This is a genomic window from Pseudomonas sp. CYM-20-01 (assembly GCF_023169845.1).
GTDB lineage: Bacteria > Pseudomonadota > Gammaproteobacteria > Pseudomonadales > Pseudomonadaceae > Aquipseudomonas > Aquipseudomonas azotoformans.
In genome coordinates, this window is record NZ_AP025169.1 from 5,946,777 (window position 1) to 5,962,647 (window position 15,871).

Below are 15,871 nucleotides of genomic sequence, written 5' to 3' on the forward strand. Positions count from 1 at the left end.
AGAATTGAATCAATGCCGCACATTTTGATCGTCGAAGACGAAACCATTATCCGCTCTGCCTTGCGTCGCCTGCTTGAACGAAATCAGTACCAGGTCAGCGAAGCCGGCTCGGTGCAGGAAGCCCAAGAGCGTTTCAGCATTCCCACGTTCGACCTGATTGTCAGTGACCTGCGCCTGCCTGGCGCGCCTGGCACCGAGTTGATCAAGCTTGGCCAGGGCACTCCGGTGCTGATCATGACCAGCTACGCCAGCCTGCGGTCGGCGGTGGACTCCATGAAGATGGGCGCGGTGGACTACATCGCCAAGCCCTTCGACCATGACGAGATGCTCCAGGCAGTGGCCCGTATCCTGCGTGACCGCCAGTCGGCCAGCAGCACGCCGGCCGAGCAACGCCCTGCGGGCAAAACCAATGACAAGCCAGGCGTCGACAACAGCAACGGCGAGATCGGCATCATCGGTTCCTGCCCACCCATGCAGGACCTGTACAGCAAGATCCGCAAAGTCGCGCCCACCGACTCCAATGTCTTGATTCAGGGCGAGTCCGGCACCGGTAAAGAACTGGTGGCCCGTGCCCTGCACAACCTGTCCAAGCGCGCCAAGGCGCCGATGATCTCGGTGAACTGCGCAGCGATCCCTGAATCCCTGATCGAGTCCGAACTGTTCGGCCACGAAAAAGGCGCGTTTACCGGCGCCAGCGCCGGGCGTGCGGGCCTGGTGGAAGCGGCGGACGGCGGCACGCTGTTCCTCGACGAGATCGGCGAACTGCCTTTGGAAGCCCAGGCGCGGTTACTGCGTGTACTGCAAGAAGGCGAGATTCGCCGCGTGGGTTCGGTGCAATCGCAGAAGGTCGATGTTCGACTGATCGCTGCTACCCACCGAGACTTGAAGAGCCTGGCCAAGATCGGCCAGTTCCGTGAGGACTTGTATTACCGCCTGCACGTGATCGCACTCAAATTGCCGGCCCTGCGTGAGCGTGGCGCCGACGTCAATGAGATCGCCAACGCGTTCCTGCAGCGCCAGAGCGCGCGCATCAACCGAACCGACCTGAAGTTCGCTCCGGACGCCGAGCAAGCGATTCGCCACTACTCGTGGCCAGGTAACGTGCGGGAGCTGGAAAATGCGGTCGAGCGAGCGGTGATCCTGTCGGAGAGCCCGGAGATTTCCGCCGAGCTGCTGGGCATCGACATTGAGCTGAGCGATCTGGAAGACGATGACTTCATCGGCCTGGCCCCCCAACAGGGCGGCGGTAGCAACACCAGCCATGAGCCGACGGAAGATCTGTCATTGGAAGACTACTTCCAGCACTTCGTCCTTGAGCATCAGGACCACATGACCGAGACCGAACTGGCGCGCAAGCTGGGCGTGAGCCGTAAATGCCTGTGGGAACGTCGCCAGCGCCTGGGCATTCCACGGCGTAAGACCGGCGTGACCAGCGAGAGTTGAGGGGGCGCCCTCACAGGTAACACCCGCAGATGTGAAAAAACTGTTACCGCGGATATTTCGCGTAACAAAAGCCGGGGCTTACGGTAACGAAGCCCCGGCTTTTTTTGGTCCGTCAAAAACCCGAAACCACCTCAACCCCCCGGTTTTGCTGGGCGGTGCAAAAGTTGGCACGCACCCTGCTATATGCTTAGTACAAAAACAATAACAAGCTTTGTACAAGACAATAAAAATAAGACGAATCGACTCACGCATAACAAAAACAACACGGCGGAGGCGCAGCTAACTGATTCTTTTGGAGAGGCGTTGCATTTGGGGCTTGCCCCGCAACCAGGCCGAGAACAACAAAAACTGCCCTAAGGCAGAGCCTGAACTGGTTGGATCGTAGATCAGCAACACAGCGACCAAAGCAATCCGTTTGCTCTTGACTCCCGATTGGGAGTGTCATGAAGGTGAAGCTTCATGGCGAGGGCGATCAACAAAAACAAGAAGCCCGCAACCAATAATAAAAATAGAGCACGCAACTACTTCTGGGGGAGCTTCGGCTCCCCTTGTAGTTTCCGCGATTTGACCGTCCAGCAACCTCTTGAAGCTTTTGGCTTGGGGCTTGCAGCTTGTTCCTACACCATCCCCTGACTAAATGCTAGAATCCCCGCCCATCATGCGGTCATTCTTCGTTATGGCCGAACATTCCTTCAAACAGTGCATCCCATGCTGAAGAAGTTGTTCCAGTCATTCCGTTCTCCCTTGCGTCGTACGCAACACAAACGCAGCACGCCTGAAGTGCTCAACAGCAGCCAGCATTCGCTGCAACGCGCTCAATTCAGCCGTTATGCGGTGAATATCGTCGAACGTTTGCAGAACGCCGGCTACCAGGCTTATCTGGTGGGCGGTTGTGTACGCGACATGCTGCTCAATATCACGCCCAAGGACTTCGACGTCGCCACCAGCGCCACGCCTGAGCAGGTGCGTGCCGAATTCCGCAATGCGCGGATCATCGGTCGGCGTTTCAAGCTGGTGCATATCCACTTCGGTCGCGAAATCATCGAAGTTGCAACGTTCCGCGCCGGCCACCCGCAAAACGATGAAGAGGAAGACACCAACCAGTCCTCACGTAACGAAAGCGGGCGCATCCTGCGCGACAACGTCTATGGCACCCTGGAAGAAGACGCGCAGCGCCGCGACTTCACCATCAATGCCTTGTATTACGACCCGGTCAGCGAGCGCATTCTCGACTACGCCAATGGCGTACACGATATTCGCAACAACCTGATCCGCCTGATCGGCGACCCGGTCCAGCGCTACCAGGAAGACCCGGTGCGCATGCTGCGAGCAGTGCGTTTTGCCGCCAAGCTCAACTTCGGCATTGAGCGCCACACCGCTGCGCCGATTCGCGAACTGGCACCGATGCTGCGCGAGATCCCCTCGGCCCGCCTGTTCGAAGAAGTGTTGAAGCTGTTCCTCTCGGGCTATGCCGCCGACACCTTCGAAATGCTCGTCGACCTGCAGTTGTTCGACCCACTGTTCCCGGCCAGCGCCGAGGCTTTGGAATACAACCCGACGTACACCCACACCTTGATCAGCGAAGCGCTGATCAATACCGACCTGCGCATCAAGCAGAACAAGCCGGTCACCCCGGCGTTCCTGTTTGCCGCGCTGTTGTGGCCGGCGTTGCCAAAACGCGTACTGCGCTTGCAGGAGCGTGGGATGCCGCCGATCCCGGCCATGCAGGAAGCCGCTCATGAGCTGATTGCCGAGCAGTGCCAGCGCATCGCCATTCCGAAACGTTTCACCATGCCGATCCGTGAGATCTGGGACATGCAGGAACGCCTGCCACGCCGCAGCGGCAAACGTGCCGATCTGTTGCTGGACAACCCGCGTTTCCGTGCCGGCTACGACTTCCTGCTGTTGCGTGAAAGCGCCGGCGAGCAGACCGACGGCCTGGGCGAATGGTGGACCGACTACCAGGATGCCAATGACAGCGAACGCCGCGACATGATCCGTGACCTCGGCAGCAAAGGCGATGGTGAAGGCACCGGGCCGAAGAAGCGTCGCCGCAGCAGCAGCAAGCGCAAGCGTAGCGCGGCCGACGCCTCGGGCGAATAAACGTGGAACGCATCTACATTGGCATGGGCAGCAACCTGGCTGCCCCGGATCAGCAATTGCGCAGCGCTATCGAAGCGCTGGCGCAATTGCCCGACACCCACGTCGCCGGGGTCTCTGCCTTCTATCAAAGTGACTCACTGCTCCCTGGGCAGCCGCGCTACACCAATGCGGTGGCAGCCCTGGACAGCAATCTTGCGCCGCTTGATTTGCTGGATGCGCTGCAAGCCATCGAGAACGACCAGGGCCGCGAACGCCTTGAGCGTTGGGGCCCACGCACGCTCGACCTGGACATCCTGCTGTTTGGCGATCGACTGATCGATGAGCCGCGCCTCAAGGTGCCGCACTACCAGATGCACCTCAGGGCGTTTGTGCTGTACCCGTTGGCCGAACTGGCGCCCGCCAGCCTGGCGTTACCCGATGGGCAAACCCTCGACGAACTGCTTGAAGCCTGCCCGTTTGTCGGTCTTGAACGCCTCACCGCTGCTGAATCGCGTCAGTAACAGCGGTAACACCGTCATCGTAACAATGCGGTAACACATCCAATTGACTTCCCGTGTCCTCCTTACGACTATAGGCGTCCCGCTGCCGCCAACCCGGCGCTGAAGGGCGCAATCCAGGCCTTATAAGCACTGCTCTCAAGACAGTGCGCCTGTATAAACGAAGACTCACGCGCGTTACTCGCTGTTTCCAAGCGCCTGAACGAGGACCCTTTTCATGCCAGACGTTACCCTGACCACCTTGCAGAGCCTCAAGCTCAAAGGTGAAAAAATCGCCATGCTGACCTGCTATGACGCCACGTTCGCCCACGCCAGTTGCCAGGCCGGGGTTGAAGTGCTGCTGGTGGGCGACTCCCTGGGCATGGTTCTTCAAGGGAATGACAGCACCCTGCCCGTCACCACCGATGAACTTGCGTACCACACTGCCAGCGTCAAGCGCGGTAACGATGGCGCCTTCATCATCGCCGACCTACCGTTCATGGGTTACGCGACACTCGAACAGACCTTCCAGAATGCCGGCAAACTGATGCAAGCCGGTGCGCACATGATCAAAGTTGAAGGCGCGGTGTGGCTTGCCGAGTCGATCCGCCTGCTCGCGGAGCGTGGCGTGCCGGTGTGTGCGCACATGGGCCTGACGCCGCAGTCGGTGAACATCCTCGGCGGCTACAAGGTACAGGGCCGCAATGAGGCCCAGGCGCGCCAGATGCGCGCGGACGCCATCGCGCTGGAACAGGCCGGCGCGGCCATGATCCTGCTCGAATGTGTGCCGAGCGAGTTGGCGGCGGAAATCACCCAGGCCGTGAAAGTGCCAGTGATCGGTATCGGCGCGGGTTCGGCAACCGATGGCCAGGTGCTGGTGGTGCACGACATGCTCGGTCTGTCGATCAGCGGCCGCGTGCCGAAGTTCGTGAAGAACTTCATGGCCGGCCAGAGCAGCATCCATGACGCCTTGAGCGCTTACGTCGCCGAAGTCAAAGGCGTGACCTTCCCGGCCGCCGAACATGGGTTCTCTGCATGAACATCGTTAAAACCGTACGTGAACTGCGGGCTGCCGTGACGCATGCCCGCAGCGCCGGCAAGCGCATCGGCTTTGTGCCCACCATGGGCAACCTGCACAGCGGTCATGCCACCCTGGTGACCAAGGCCGCCCAGCAAGCGGATTTCGTGGTCGCCAGCATCTTCGTCAACCCACTGCAATTTGGCGCCGGCGAAGACCTGGACAAATACCCGCGCACCCTGGCCGCCGATCAGGAAAAGCTGCTGCAGGCCGGATGCAATCTGTTGTTCGCACCTACCGTCGAGGAAATGTACCCCGGCGGCATGACCGGCCAGACCCGTGTCAGCGTGCCGCAACTGTCCGAAGGCCTGTGCGGCGCCAGCCGTCCCGGGCATTTCGAAGGCGTGGCGACGGTGGTCAGCAAGCTGTTCAACATGGTGCAGCCGGACATGGCGGTGTTTGGCCAGAAGGACTATCAGCAACTGGCCGTGATCCGCGCCATGGTGCATGACCTGAACATGCCGATCCAGATCATCGGCGAGCCCACCGTGCGCGCCGACGACGGCCTCGCGCTGTCGTCGCGCAACGGCTACCTCACCAAAGAACAACGCGCCATCGCGCCGGTGCTGTACCGCAGCCTCAGCCAGATCGGCGCTGCAATCAAAGCCGGTGACCGTGACTTCGCCAAGCTGCGCGCCGAACAGGTCCGCCAGATCGAAGCCGCCGGGTTACGTCTGGACTACCTCGAAGTGCGCCAGGGCGTGCATTTGCGCCCGGCATCGGCAGAAGATCGGGATATCGTGATCCTGGTGGCAGCCTATCTAGGGGCCACGCGCCTCATCGATAACCTGCATCTGACCCTCGCCTGACCTCCCTCAACGTGCCCTGCTTGTTGGTAAATTGAAAGTGCCGGTATAAAAAAGTACCGGCATGAGCGCAGACAAAGCCAAGACATATCGACACGCTAGGTTTAATGTAATCGCCCTGCGCTATGGTTAGCGCTGTCTGGAACCCAATGCTCGATCAAAGACTGGATGTTCCAGGCAAATAAGTGTCCTAAAGGCAGTCCCCGTAATAAAAGGAAACCCGCAGCGATGGCGTACTACCGCACCCCTCATGACGTTACCGCTCTGCCCGCCTGGCAAGCGCTCAATCAACATCGCCAAGCCATGCAGGATTTCAGCATGCGCGAAGCGTTCAATGCCGATCCTCAGCGTTTTTCCCAGTTCACCCTGAGCAGCTGCGGACTTTTCCTCGATTACTCGAAAAACCTGATCACCAGCGAAACCCGTGACCTGCTGGTAAACCTCGCCAAAGAGGTTCACCTCAAGGACGCGATCGACGCGCTGTACAAAGGCGAGCCGGTCAATTCTTCCGAAGGCCGCCCGGCGCTGCATACCGCCCTGCGCCGCCCGGTGGGAGACAAGCTGTCGGTCAACGGCGTGAATATCATGCCGGACGTGCACAAGGTGCTGAACCAGATCACCGACCTGGTCGGCCGCATCCACGACGGCCTGTGGCGTGGCTACACCGAAAAACCGATCACCGACGTGGTGAACATCGGTATCGGTGGCTCGTTCCTCGGCCCGGAGCTGGTCTCCGAAGCCCTGTTGTCCTACGCCCATAAAGGCGTGCGCTGCCATTACCTGGCGAACATCGACGGCAGCGAGTTCCACGAGCTGACCATGAAGCTGCGCGCTGAAACCACGCTGTTCATCGTCTCGTCGAAATCCTTCAACACCCTGGAAACCCTGAAAAACGCCCAGGCCGCCCGCGCCTGGTACCTGGCCCAGGGTGGCTCGGAAGCCGAGCTGTACCGCCACTTCATCGCCGTGTCGAGCAACAATGCGGCGGCCGTGGCCTTCGGCATTCGCGAAGAAAACATCTTCCCGATGTGGGACTGGGTCGGCGGCCGTTACTCGCTGTGGTCGGCCATCGGGCTGCCCATCGCCCTGGCCATCGGCATGTCCAACTTCAAGGAACTGCTGTCCGGCGCCTACACCATGGACCAGCATTTCCAGAACGCCCCGTTCGAACAGAACATGCCGGTGCTGCTCGGCCTGCTGGGCGTGTGGTACGGCAACTTCTGGGGCGCGCAGAGCCACGCGATCCTGCCGTACGACCACTACCTGCGTAACATCACCAAACACTTGCAACAGCTGGACATGGAATCCAACGGCAAGAGCGTGCGCCAGGACGGTACGCCCGTCGCCACTGATACCGGCCCGGTGATCTGGGGTGGCGTGGGTTGCAACGGCCAGCACGCTTACCACCAGTTGCTGCACCAGGGGACCCAACTGATCCCGGCCGACTTCATCGTGCCGATCGTCAGCTTCAACCCGGTGTCCGACCACCACCAATGGCTGTACGCCAACTGCCTGTCCCAAAGCCAGGCACTGATGCTCGGCAAGACCCGCGCCGAAGCGGAAGCCGAGCTGCGCGACAAAGGCATCCCGGAAGACGAAGTGCAGAAGCTGGCACCGCACAAGGTGATTCCGGGCAACCGTCCGAGCAACACCCTCGTGGTCGAACGCATCAGCCCGCGTCGCCTGGGCGCCCTGGTGGCCATGTACGAGCACAAAGTGTTCGTACAGAGCGTGATCTGGGGTATCAACGCCTTCGACCAATGGGGTGTGGAACTGGGCAAGGAGCTGGGCAAGGGCGTCTACAACCGCCTGACCGGCGCCGAAGAAACCTCGGCCGAGGATGCTTCGACCCAGGGCCTGATCAACTACTTCCGCGGTCGTCATCGCGGCTGATCCAGGTATTGCAGGGCCAACGTCCGTTTGGACGTTGGCCTTGAACCCTCCCCCTGCTGGGTGCATCTTTATGACTTGTCGCAAAAACAAGAATAAGGATCGCTCATGTTCGATATCAGCACGTTCCCCACCGCCGATGCCGTCCGCCGGGCTGCGCAACTCAGTCAAGAGGACTATCAGCGCCTCTACCGCCAATCCATCGAACAGCCGGACACCTTCTGGGCTGAACAGGCCACGCACTTTCTCGACTGGGTAACCCCCTGGCACACCGTTCAACGCTCAGACATCCACACCGGCGCTGCCCAATGGTTTGCCGGTGGCCAGTTGAACGTCAGCTACAACTGCATCGACCGTCACCTGGCGCAACGCGCCGATCAGCCGGCCTTCATCTGGGAAGGCGATGATCCGACAAAATCTTCCAAAATCACCTACCGCCAACTGCACCAGAACGTCAGCCGCCTGGCCAATGTGCTGAAAAGACGTGGCGTTAAGAAAGGCGACCGGGTGTGCATCTACATGCCGATGATCCCGGAGGCCGCCTATGCCATGCTCGCCTGCACGCGGATTGGCGCGGTGCACTCCGTGGTATTTGGTGGCTTCTCGCCGGATGCCCTGCGCGACCGTATTCTCGACGCCGACTGCCGCACGGTAATCACCGCAGACGAAGGGGTGCGCGGCGGCAAGCCGGTGGCGCTGAAGCAGAATGTCGACAAGGCCCTGGCCAGTTGCCCGAATGTGACTACGGTGCTGGTAGTGGAGCGCACCGGAGCGACCGTTAACTGGAGCGAAGGCCGCGACCTCAAATATCAACAAGCCCTGGACGCCGCCAGCGAAGACTGTCCGCCCGAGCCGATGGACGCCGAAGACCCGCTGTTCATCCTCTACACCTCCGGCAGCACCGGCAAACCCAAGGGCGTGCTGCACACCACCGGCGGCTACCTGCTACAAGCGGCGATGACCTTCAAGTACGTACTCGATTACCGCGACGGCGAAGTGTTCTGGTGCACCGCCGATGTGGGCTGGGTCACCGGCCACAGTTACATCGTGTACGGCCCGCTGGCCAATGGCGCGACCTCGCTGATGTTCGAAGGCGTGCCGAGCTACCCGGACAGTTCACGCTTCTGGCAGGTGATCGACAAGCACCAGGTCAACATCTTCTACACCGCGCCCACCGCCCTGCGCGCTTTGATGCGCGAAGGCCACGGCCCGCTGGAGAACACTTCCCGCGCCAGCCTGCGCCTGCTGGGCAGTGTCGGCGAACCGATCAACCCGGAGGCCTGGGACTGGTACTTCAATGCCGTGGGCGAACAGCGCTGCCCGATTGTCGATACCTGGTGGCAGACCGAGACCGGCGGCATCATGCTCAGCCCACTGGTCAGCGCCCAGCGCATCAAGCCTGGGTGCGCGACCCAGCCTATGTTTGGCGTACAGCCGGTACTCCTCGATGAACAAGGCAAGGAATTCAGCGGCGCCGGCAGTGGCGTGCTGGCGATCAAAGCCAGCTGGCCGGGGCAGATCCGCAGTGTGTACGGCGATCCGCAGCGCATGGTCGACACCTACTTCAAACCCTACCCCGGCTACTACTTCACCGGTGACGGCGCACGCCGCGATGAGGACGGCGACTTCTGGATCACCGGGCGCATCGACGATGTGATCAACGTGTCCGGCCATCGCATCGGCACTGCTGAGGTGGAAAGCGCCCTGGTACTGCACGACCAGGTGGCCGAGGCCGCCGTGGTGGGCTACCCACATGATGTCAAAGGCCAGGGCATCTATGCCTTTGTCACCCCCATGAATGGCGTGGAACCCAGCGATGCGTTAAAAAAACACCTGCTGGACCTGGTCAGCAAAGAAATTGGCAGCTTCGCCAAGCCGGAACTGATCCAATGGGCTCCGGCCTTGCCGAAAACCCGTTCCGGCAAGATCATGCGCAGGATTTTGCGCAAGATTGCCTGCAACGAGCTGGACAGCCTGGGTGACACTTCGACCCTGGCCGATCCGAGCGTAGTGGACGGCTTGATCGACAAGCGCCTGAACCGATAGGAAACCCTTGAGTCGCCATGGAATTTATCCGCAGCCGTATCGAAACCCAACTGATGAGCCTGACCGGCCTGTCGCTGGGCCAACTGGACCTGGAAAACCCCAAGGGCGACCCAGGCCTGTTCGGGCCCGACTCGGTGAGTTGGCAAGTACATGGCGACTTCAGCAGCATGCTTATCGGCGGCATCAGCGCCTTGATGCTGCAAGCCTTGCACCCGCTGGCCCTGGCCGGGGTGTGGGACCACTCGAACTTTCGCCAGGACATGCTTGGGCGCTTGCGGCGGACCTCGCAGTTCATTTCGGGTACGACATTCGGCTCGCGCAAAGACGCCGAATGGCTGATCGAAAAAGTCCGCACCATTCACCTGCAGGTGGTCGGCCACGCGCCGGATGGTCGCCCCTATGCGGCCAGCGACCCGGAGCTGCTGACCTGGGTGCATGTGGCGGAAGTCAGTAACTTCCTGGCCGCCCACTTGCGTTACCGCAACCCGCACCTGTCCGGTCGCGACCAGGACCGTTACTACAGTGAAATTGCCTTGGTCGCTGAACGGCTGGGTGCGCGGCATGTTCCGCGCTCTCGGCAGGAAGTTTCGGATTATCTGACACGCATCCGCCCGCAATTGCTGTGCGACGATCGCAGCCGAGAAGTGCTGCGATTACTGCTGAATGCCCCCTCACCCAGCGTGCTGGCCAAGCCATTTGGCAGCTTGATGATGCGCGCGGGGATCGACCTGCTGCCGGATTGGGCCAGCGCCATGCTCGACCAGCACCAGAGCCCGCTGCAACGCCAGATGATCCGTGCCGGCGTCAAACGCAGTGCGCCGATGCTGCGCTGGGCGATGCGCAATGGTTCGGTGCAACGCGCCCATCGCCGGATGGGGTTGATGTAGGTGACGGCGCATAGCTGTTAAACTTCGCGCCCTCAATTTCCCAGCAAGGCGCGCTCCATGTCTTCTCTGAATCAGGCGCTGCGCGCCGCCCTCGATCATCGCCAAGACCTGATCAGCGAACTGCATGCCCAGGGCACCGACTGTTACCGGCTGTTCCATGGCAGCCAGGAAGGCGCCGGCGGCCTGACCATCGACCGCTACGGTCCGCAATTGCTGGTGCAGAGTTTCCACCAATCCCTGGAAACCGCCGACCTGCTGGACCTGCATCAACAGGTCAACCAGTACATGGGCATGGAGTTGTTGCTGGTGTACAACGATCGCGCCCGTGGCAATTCGCGCATTGACCGCGAAGACACGGTGTATCGCGCCGAACCCGCCGCACTGGGGGACCTGGTTGGCCACGAGTGGGGCCTCAGTTACCGCGTACGTGGGCGGCATGCCGGGCAGGACCCGCTGCTGTTCCTCGACCTGCGTAACACCCGGGGCTGGGTCAAGACCCACAGCGCCGGCAAAAGCGTGCTCAACCTGTTCGCCTACACCTGTGGCGTGGGCCTGAGCGCCGCCGCCGGTGGCGCCCGTGAGGTGTGCAACCTGGACTTCGCCGAGGGCAACCTGGCGGTAGGTCGGGAAAACGGCTTGCTGAACCCGCAATTGCCGAGCATGGAGTTTGTACAGTCGGACTACTTCCCGGCGATTCGCCAATTGGCGGGTCTGCCGATCACCCAACGCCGTGGGCAAAAGCTGCCGAGTTATCCGCGCCTGGAGCAACGTCAATACGACCTGGTGCTGTTGGATCCACCAGCCTGGGCCAAGAGCGCGTTCGGCACCGTCGACCTGCTGCGCGACTACCAGAGCCTGCTCAAGCCTGCACTACTGGCGACCGCCGACAATGGCGTGCTGATCTGCTGCAACAACCTGGCGAAAGTCAGCATGGAGGATTGGCGCGAACAGGTACTGCGTTGTGCAGAAAAAGCCGGGCGTCCGGTGCGTGACTGGCAAATCATGACGCCTGGAGCGGACTTCCCGTCCCAGGATCAGCAACCGCCCCTGAAAACCCTGATACTTCAGCTGTAAGAGGTTTCTCAAAGGCCCTTGCTCTTCGGAACCGAAAACCCGTGCCATACTCCAAGGCACTCCTGTTTGACATAGATGGCGCCGCCCCATGCCCAAAGGATTGATTCGCGCCGCTGGCGCCTTGTTGACTGCCCTTGCCCTGTACAGCTTGCTGGGCTTTTTGATTCTCCCCGGCATCGCCCTTCGCATCGCCAACCAGCAGTTGGCCAATTACGCCACGGTGCCGGCGCGGATCGAGCGAATCGAGCTCAACCCGTTCAGCCTGGAGTTGACCCTGTGGGGCCTGAAGATCGGTGAGCCCGGCAAGGAACAGGTCGGGTTCGAACGCCTCTACGCCAACCTGCAGATCGACAGTCTCTGGACCCGTGCCCTGCACCTGGCCGATGTACAACTGGACAAGCCCAAGACCGAATTGCTCTTCGACAAGTCCGGCCAACTCAACCTGGCGCAGTTGTTCAAGCTGCCGCCCAGCGAGCCAACACCGGCCAATCCCGATGCCAAACCGTTCCCTTTGCGTATCGACAGCATCAAGCTGGCCGGTGGTTATGTGCACTTCGAGGACTTGCGCCCCAGCGAGCCCATCGAATTCCTCTACGACACACTCGACTTCGAGCTGAAGAACCTCAGCACACTGCCTGAAGACAATGCCGACATGACCCTGGTCGCAGCTGGCCCGGCAGGTGGACAGATCGACTGGAAAGGCAATTTCAGCCTGGTGCCGATCACCTCCGAAGGTACATTGAAAGTCACCAACGGCAAGATGAAAGCCTGGTGGCCCTATGTACGTGATGCGCTGCCACTGGTGCTTGAAGACGGCGTGCTCAACTTCAGCACCGAGTACAAATTCAGCCTGGCCAAAGAGACCGAGCTGAACCTGACCAACACCGCCGCCAGCATCGCGCCCTTTGCCATCAAGGCACCGGACGGCCGCCCATTGGTGCGCCTGGAACGCCTGGACGTCAGCGAGACCACGGTGGACCTGGCCAAGCAGCACGTGGTGGTCGGCAAGATCCGCAGCAACAAACTGGAAACCTGGGCGGCCCTTGAGGCCGACGGGCAACTGGACTGGCAGAAACTGTTCGCCAGCCAGCCGAGCAAACCGGCCAAGGCGCCGGAACCGAAAAACGCACCCGCTACCGCCGACTCGCCAAAAGCCGAACCTGCCGCGCCCAGCAAACCCTGGCAAGTGCTGCTCAAGGACGTGCAACTGCGTAACTATCAGGTGCACCTGGCTGACCGCCAGGCCAAGCCGGCGGTAGCGCTGGAACTCGGCCCGCTGAACGTCGACCTGCAGAATTTCGACAGCCTCAACCAGAGCCCGTTTACCTTGAAGGTCGACTCCGGCGTGGGCAAGCAAGGCAAGCTCCAGGCGACCGGCGAGGTCAACCTCAACCCGGTCAGTGCCAAGCTTAAAGTGAACACCCAGGACATCGACCTGCGGGTGGCCCAGTCCTACATCAGCCCGTTCATCCGCCTGGAACTGCGCAGCGGCATGCTCGGCAGCAATCTGGATGTGAACCTGAAAAGCACTGATCCTCTGAAGCTTCAGGTCACCGGCCGTGCGCAGGTCGACCAATTGCACACCCTGGACACCCTCAAGACCCGCGACTTCCTCAAATGGCAGCGGCTGGTGCTTGAAGGCGTGAACTACCAGCACGGCGACAGCCTGTCGATCGACAAGGTCAACCTGCTGCAGCCGTATGCGCGCTTCATGATCAACGATGACCGCACCACCAACGTTGATGACCTGCTGATTCCGCAAGCGCCCGACAAAGGTCCCAAGCCCGCCAGCAAGGACAAGCCCTTGGGCATTCGCATCGGGCAGATTGCGATCAATGACGGCTCGGCCAATTTTGCTGACTTCAGCCTCACACCCAACTTCGCCACCGCGATTCAACAGCTCAACGGGCAGATCGGCACCATCGACAGCCGCCAGGCCAAACCGGCCAGCGTCGACATCAAGGGCAAGGTTGATCGCTATGCACCGGTGACCATCAAGGGCAGCGTGAACCCGTTCGACCCGATGGCGGCGCTGGACATTGCGACCAGCTTCAAACGTGTCGAACTGACCACCCTGACGCCTTATTCCGGCAAGTTCGCCGGCTTCCGTATCCGCAAGGGCCGCCTGAACCTCGACCTGCACTACGTCATCACCAAGGGCCAGTTGAAGGCCGAGAACAAAGTGGTGGTTGAGCAATTGCAACTGGGCGAGAAAGTCGACAGCGCCGACGCCGTGGACTTGCCGATTCGCCTGGCCGTCGCTTTGCTCAAGGACAGTGACGGCAAGATCTCCATCGAACTGCCGGTCACCGGTGACTTGAACAACCCGCAATTCAGTGTGATGCCGATCGTCTGGCAGACCCTGCGTAACCTGGTAGTGCGCGCGGCAACGGCGCCCTTCAAGTTTATCGGTGGGCTGGTGACGGGCGGCGGCTCGGAAGACCTCGGCAATGTGTCGTTCGCCCCAGGCTCAAGCGAATTGAACAAGGATGCGGAAGGCGCCCTGAACACGTTGGCTAAAGCACTTAAGGAACGCCCTACCCTGCGCCTGGAAATCGAAGGCACAGCGGCGGCCAGCAGCGATGGGCCATTCCTTGCTGCCCAGCGACTGGAGCGTGAATACCAGTACAACTACTACAAGATTCTTCAACGTCGTGGCGACAAAGTTCCCGCCCAGGCCTCGTTGCTTGTCGTACCCGAGAAGGAAAAAGCGCCGTTGCTGGAAGGCATCTACCGCACCCGCCTGAAACAACAACCGCCGGCCGAGTGGAAGGACCTGAGCAGCAATGACCGCAGCGCGAAGCTGCGCGACGGCGTGATCAAGTTCTGGAGTGGCAGTGACGTGCTGCTGCGCCAACTTGGCCAGGACCGTGCCAGCACCATCAAGGACTACCTGGTGGATAAGGGCCAGCTGGAAGATGATCGGGTGTACTTCATCGATGCCAACCTGGGCCAGGCTGAGAAAGATGGTCGGGTGGTCACGCCAATGCATCTGGATGCCGAGTAACGTCTGAGCAGCACTATCCAAATGTGGGAGTGGGCTTGCTCGCTCCCACATTTAATCTTCATCTGCCCTTCACAGATATTCCGACCCACAATAGAACAGGCCCCGACACAAGTGCCGGGGCCTGTAATGACCACATCCGTGTGGTCGGTCGCATGAACTCCAGAGGTGCATTTGGGTGGATATCTAACTCACCCTAAGCCGCCGCCGTCCAGTTCAGACGAAAACGATGCGTTTTACTCTGCTTTCAGGCCATCGGCCGATACAGCTTTAACGCCTTTGATTTTCTTGGTGATGTTCACCGCGGTAGTTTTCTGAGCTTCGGTAACCGGAGCGGTCGAAGACAGGGACACTACGCCTTTGTTGGTTTCGACTTTAATGTCGGTACCAGGAATGCCTTTCTCGGTAACCAGGTCAGCTTTTACTTTGGTGGTGATCCAAGTGTCCGAGGTGGACTCTTTGGCACCAGCCGCTGCGCTTTTGGTTTTGTCGATGTTGTCAGCCTTGGTAGCGCCGCCAGCCATCAGGCCGTCAGCAGAAACAGCAGTTACACCTTTGATTTTCTTGGTGATGGCTACAGCAGTGGCTTTTTGCGAATCGGAGATCGCAACGGTCGAGGACAGGGAAACCACGCCTTTGTTGGTTTCTACCTTGATGTCCGAACCCGGAATGCCTTTTTCGGTCAGCAGGTCAGCTTTGACTTTGGTGGTGATCCAAGTGTCCGAAGTGGTTTCTTTAGCCTTGGTGACTTCACCGGCGGCCAAGGTCATTGGAGCTTGGGAAGTCTGGGCAAAGGCCACGTTAGCACCCATGGCCAGGGTCAGAGCGGTAGCAGTAGCGAGAGCGAACTTCTTCATACGAGTAACTCCTGTTTTATTGAAAGTCTGCAGTGTGTGAACCTTGATGCTGCAGCGTTAACAGGGTTATTGCAGACAGTGTGCCAAGTCGGCAATAGCAATTAAATCCTTTATAAACAATGACTTATAAAAAACACAAAAATCCGGATTCGTGCAACTTGCATGATGCCGTCTGAGCCTGCATGCAAGTTGCGGCTTTTGCTTTGT

At 60.1% G+C, this 15,871-nt stretch carries 11 protein-coding genes; 10 read left to right on the forward strand and 1 reads right to left on the reverse strand.

Going from position 1 to position 15,871, the window contains the following annotated elements; all coding sequences use genetic code 11:
• Nucleotides 1–12: 12 nt before the first annotated feature.
• The 10 genes from M2497_RS27100 (at nt 13) to M2497_RS27145 (ending at nt 14,810) form a co-directional block, all read left to right on the forward strand.
• The gene (locus M2497_RS27100) at nt 13–1,443 is read left to right on the forward strand and encodes a sigma-54 dependent transcriptional regulator (protein WP_248484572.1); all 1,431 of its coding nucleotides are present in this window, start codon (nt 13–15) and stop codon (nt 1,441–1,443) included.
• Between the two features lie 708 nt (nt 1,444–2,151).
• Nucleotides 2,152–3,546: a polynucleotide adenylyltransferase PcnB gene (locus tag M2497_RS27105; RefSeq protein WP_248484574.1), complete on the forward strand. Its 1,395-nt coding sequence runs from the start codon at nt 2,152–2,154 to the stop codon at nt 3,544–3,546.
• 2 nt (nt 3,547–3,548) lie between these two features.
• Nucleotides 3,549–4,046 (forward strand): 2-amino-4-hydroxy-6-hydroxymethyldihydropteridine diphosphokinase, encoded by a 498-nt coding sequence (folK, locus tag M2497_RS27110; RefSeq protein ID WP_248484575.1) that lies wholly within the window; start codon nt 3,549–3,551, stop codon nt 4,044–4,046.
• Between the two features lie 214 nt (nt 4,047–4,260).
• Entirely contained in the window at nt 4,261–5,061 is an 801-nt protein-coding gene (gene panB, locus M2497_RS27115; protein ID WP_248484578.1) for a 3-methyl-2-oxobutanoate hydroxymethyltransferase, read from the forward strand.
• Nucleotides 5,058–5,909: a pantoate--beta-alanine ligase gene (panC, locus tag M2497_RS27120; RefSeq protein ID WP_248484581.1), complete on the forward strand. Its 852-nt coding sequence runs from the start codon at nt 5,058–5,060 to the stop codon at nt 5,907–5,909. The genes panB and panC overlap by 4 nt, the downstream gene beginning before the upstream one ends.
• Nucleotides 5,910–6,134: 225 nt before the next feature.
• Nucleotides 6,135–7,799, forward strand: a complete 1,665-nt coding sequence (gene pgi / locus M2497_RS27125) for a glucose-6-phosphate isomerase (protein ID WP_248484583.1) — start codon at nt 6,135–6,137, stop codon at nt 7,797–7,799.
• A 105-nt stretch (nt 7,800–7,904) separates the two neighbouring features.
• Nucleotides 7,905–9,842 (forward strand): acetate--CoA ligase, encoded by a 1,938-nt coding sequence (gene acs, locus M2497_RS27130; RefSeq protein ID WP_248484586.1) that lies wholly within the window; start codon nt 7,905–7,907, stop codon nt 9,840–9,842.
• 17 nt (nt 9,843–9,859) lie between these two features.
• Nucleotides 9,860–10,729 (forward strand): oxygenase MpaB family protein, encoded by an 870-nt coding sequence (locus M2497_RS27135; RefSeq protein WP_248484596.1) that lies wholly within the window; start codon nt 9,860–9,862, stop codon nt 10,727–10,729.
• 57 nt (nt 10,730–10,786) lie between these two features.
• Nucleotides 10,787–11,803, forward strand: coding sequence for a class I SAM-dependent methyltransferase (locus M2497_RS27140; protein ID WP_248484598.1), 1,017 nt, complete (start codon nt 10,787–10,789; stop codon nt 11,801–11,803).
• An 88-nt stretch (nt 11,804–11,891) separates the two neighbouring features.
• Nucleotides 11,892–14,810 (forward strand): DUF748 domain-containing protein, encoded by a 2,919-nt coding sequence (locus M2497_RS27145; RefSeq protein ID WP_248484601.1) that lies wholly within the window; start codon nt 11,892–11,894, stop codon nt 14,808–14,810.
• Between the two features lie 233 nt (nt 14,811–15,043).
• Here the strand turns inward: M2497_RS27145 and M2497_RS27150 are convergent, their stop codons facing one another.
• Nucleotides 15,044–15,664, reverse strand: a complete 621-nt coding sequence (locus M2497_RS27150) for a BON domain-containing protein (protein WP_071493559.1) — start codon at nt 15,662–15,664, stop codon at nt 15,044–15,046.
• Nucleotides 15,665–15,871 lie beyond the last annotated feature (207 nt).

Excerpts from the sequence above, each read along its gene's own strand:
- panB (WP_248484578.1), top strand. The coding sequence starts at position 4,261 with ATGCCAGACGTTACCCTGACCACCTTGCAGAGCCTCAAGCTCAAAGGT.
- M2497_RS27105 (WP_248484574.1), top strand. The coding sequence starts at position 2,152 with ATGCTGAAGAAGTTGTTCCAGTCATTCCGTTCTCCCTTGCGTCGTACG.
- M2497_RS27150 (WP_071493559.1), bottom strand. The coding sequence starts at position 15,664 with ATGAAGAAGTTCGCTCTCGCTACTGCTACCGCTCTGACCCTGGCCATG.
- M2497_RS27145 (WP_248484601.1), top strand. The coding sequence starts at position 11,892 with ATGCCCAAAGGATTGATTCGCGCCGCTGGCGCCTTGTTGACTGCCCTT.
- acs (WP_248484586.1), top strand. The coding sequence starts at position 7,905 with ATGTTCGATATCAGCACGTTCCCCACCGCCGATGCCGTCCGCCGGGCT.
- pgi (WP_248484583.1), top strand. The coding sequence starts at position 6,135 with ATGGCGTACTACCGCACCCCTCATGACGTTACCGCTCTGCCCGCCTGG.
- M2497_RS27140 (WP_248484598.1), top strand. The coding sequence starts at position 10,787 with ATGTCTTCTCTGAATCAGGCGCTGCGCGCCGCCCTCGATCATCGCCAA.
- panC (WP_248484581.1), top strand. The coding sequence starts at position 5,058 with ATGAACATCGTTAAAACCGTACGTGAACTGCGGGCTGCCGTGACGCAT.
- M2497_RS27100 (WP_248484572.1), top strand. The coding sequence starts at position 13 with ATGCCGCACATTTTGATCGTCGAAGACGAAACCATTATCCGCTCTGCC.
- M2497_RS27135 (WP_248484596.1), top strand. The coding sequence starts at position 9,860 with ATGGAATTTATCCGCAGCCGTATCGAAACCCAACTGATGAGCCTGACC.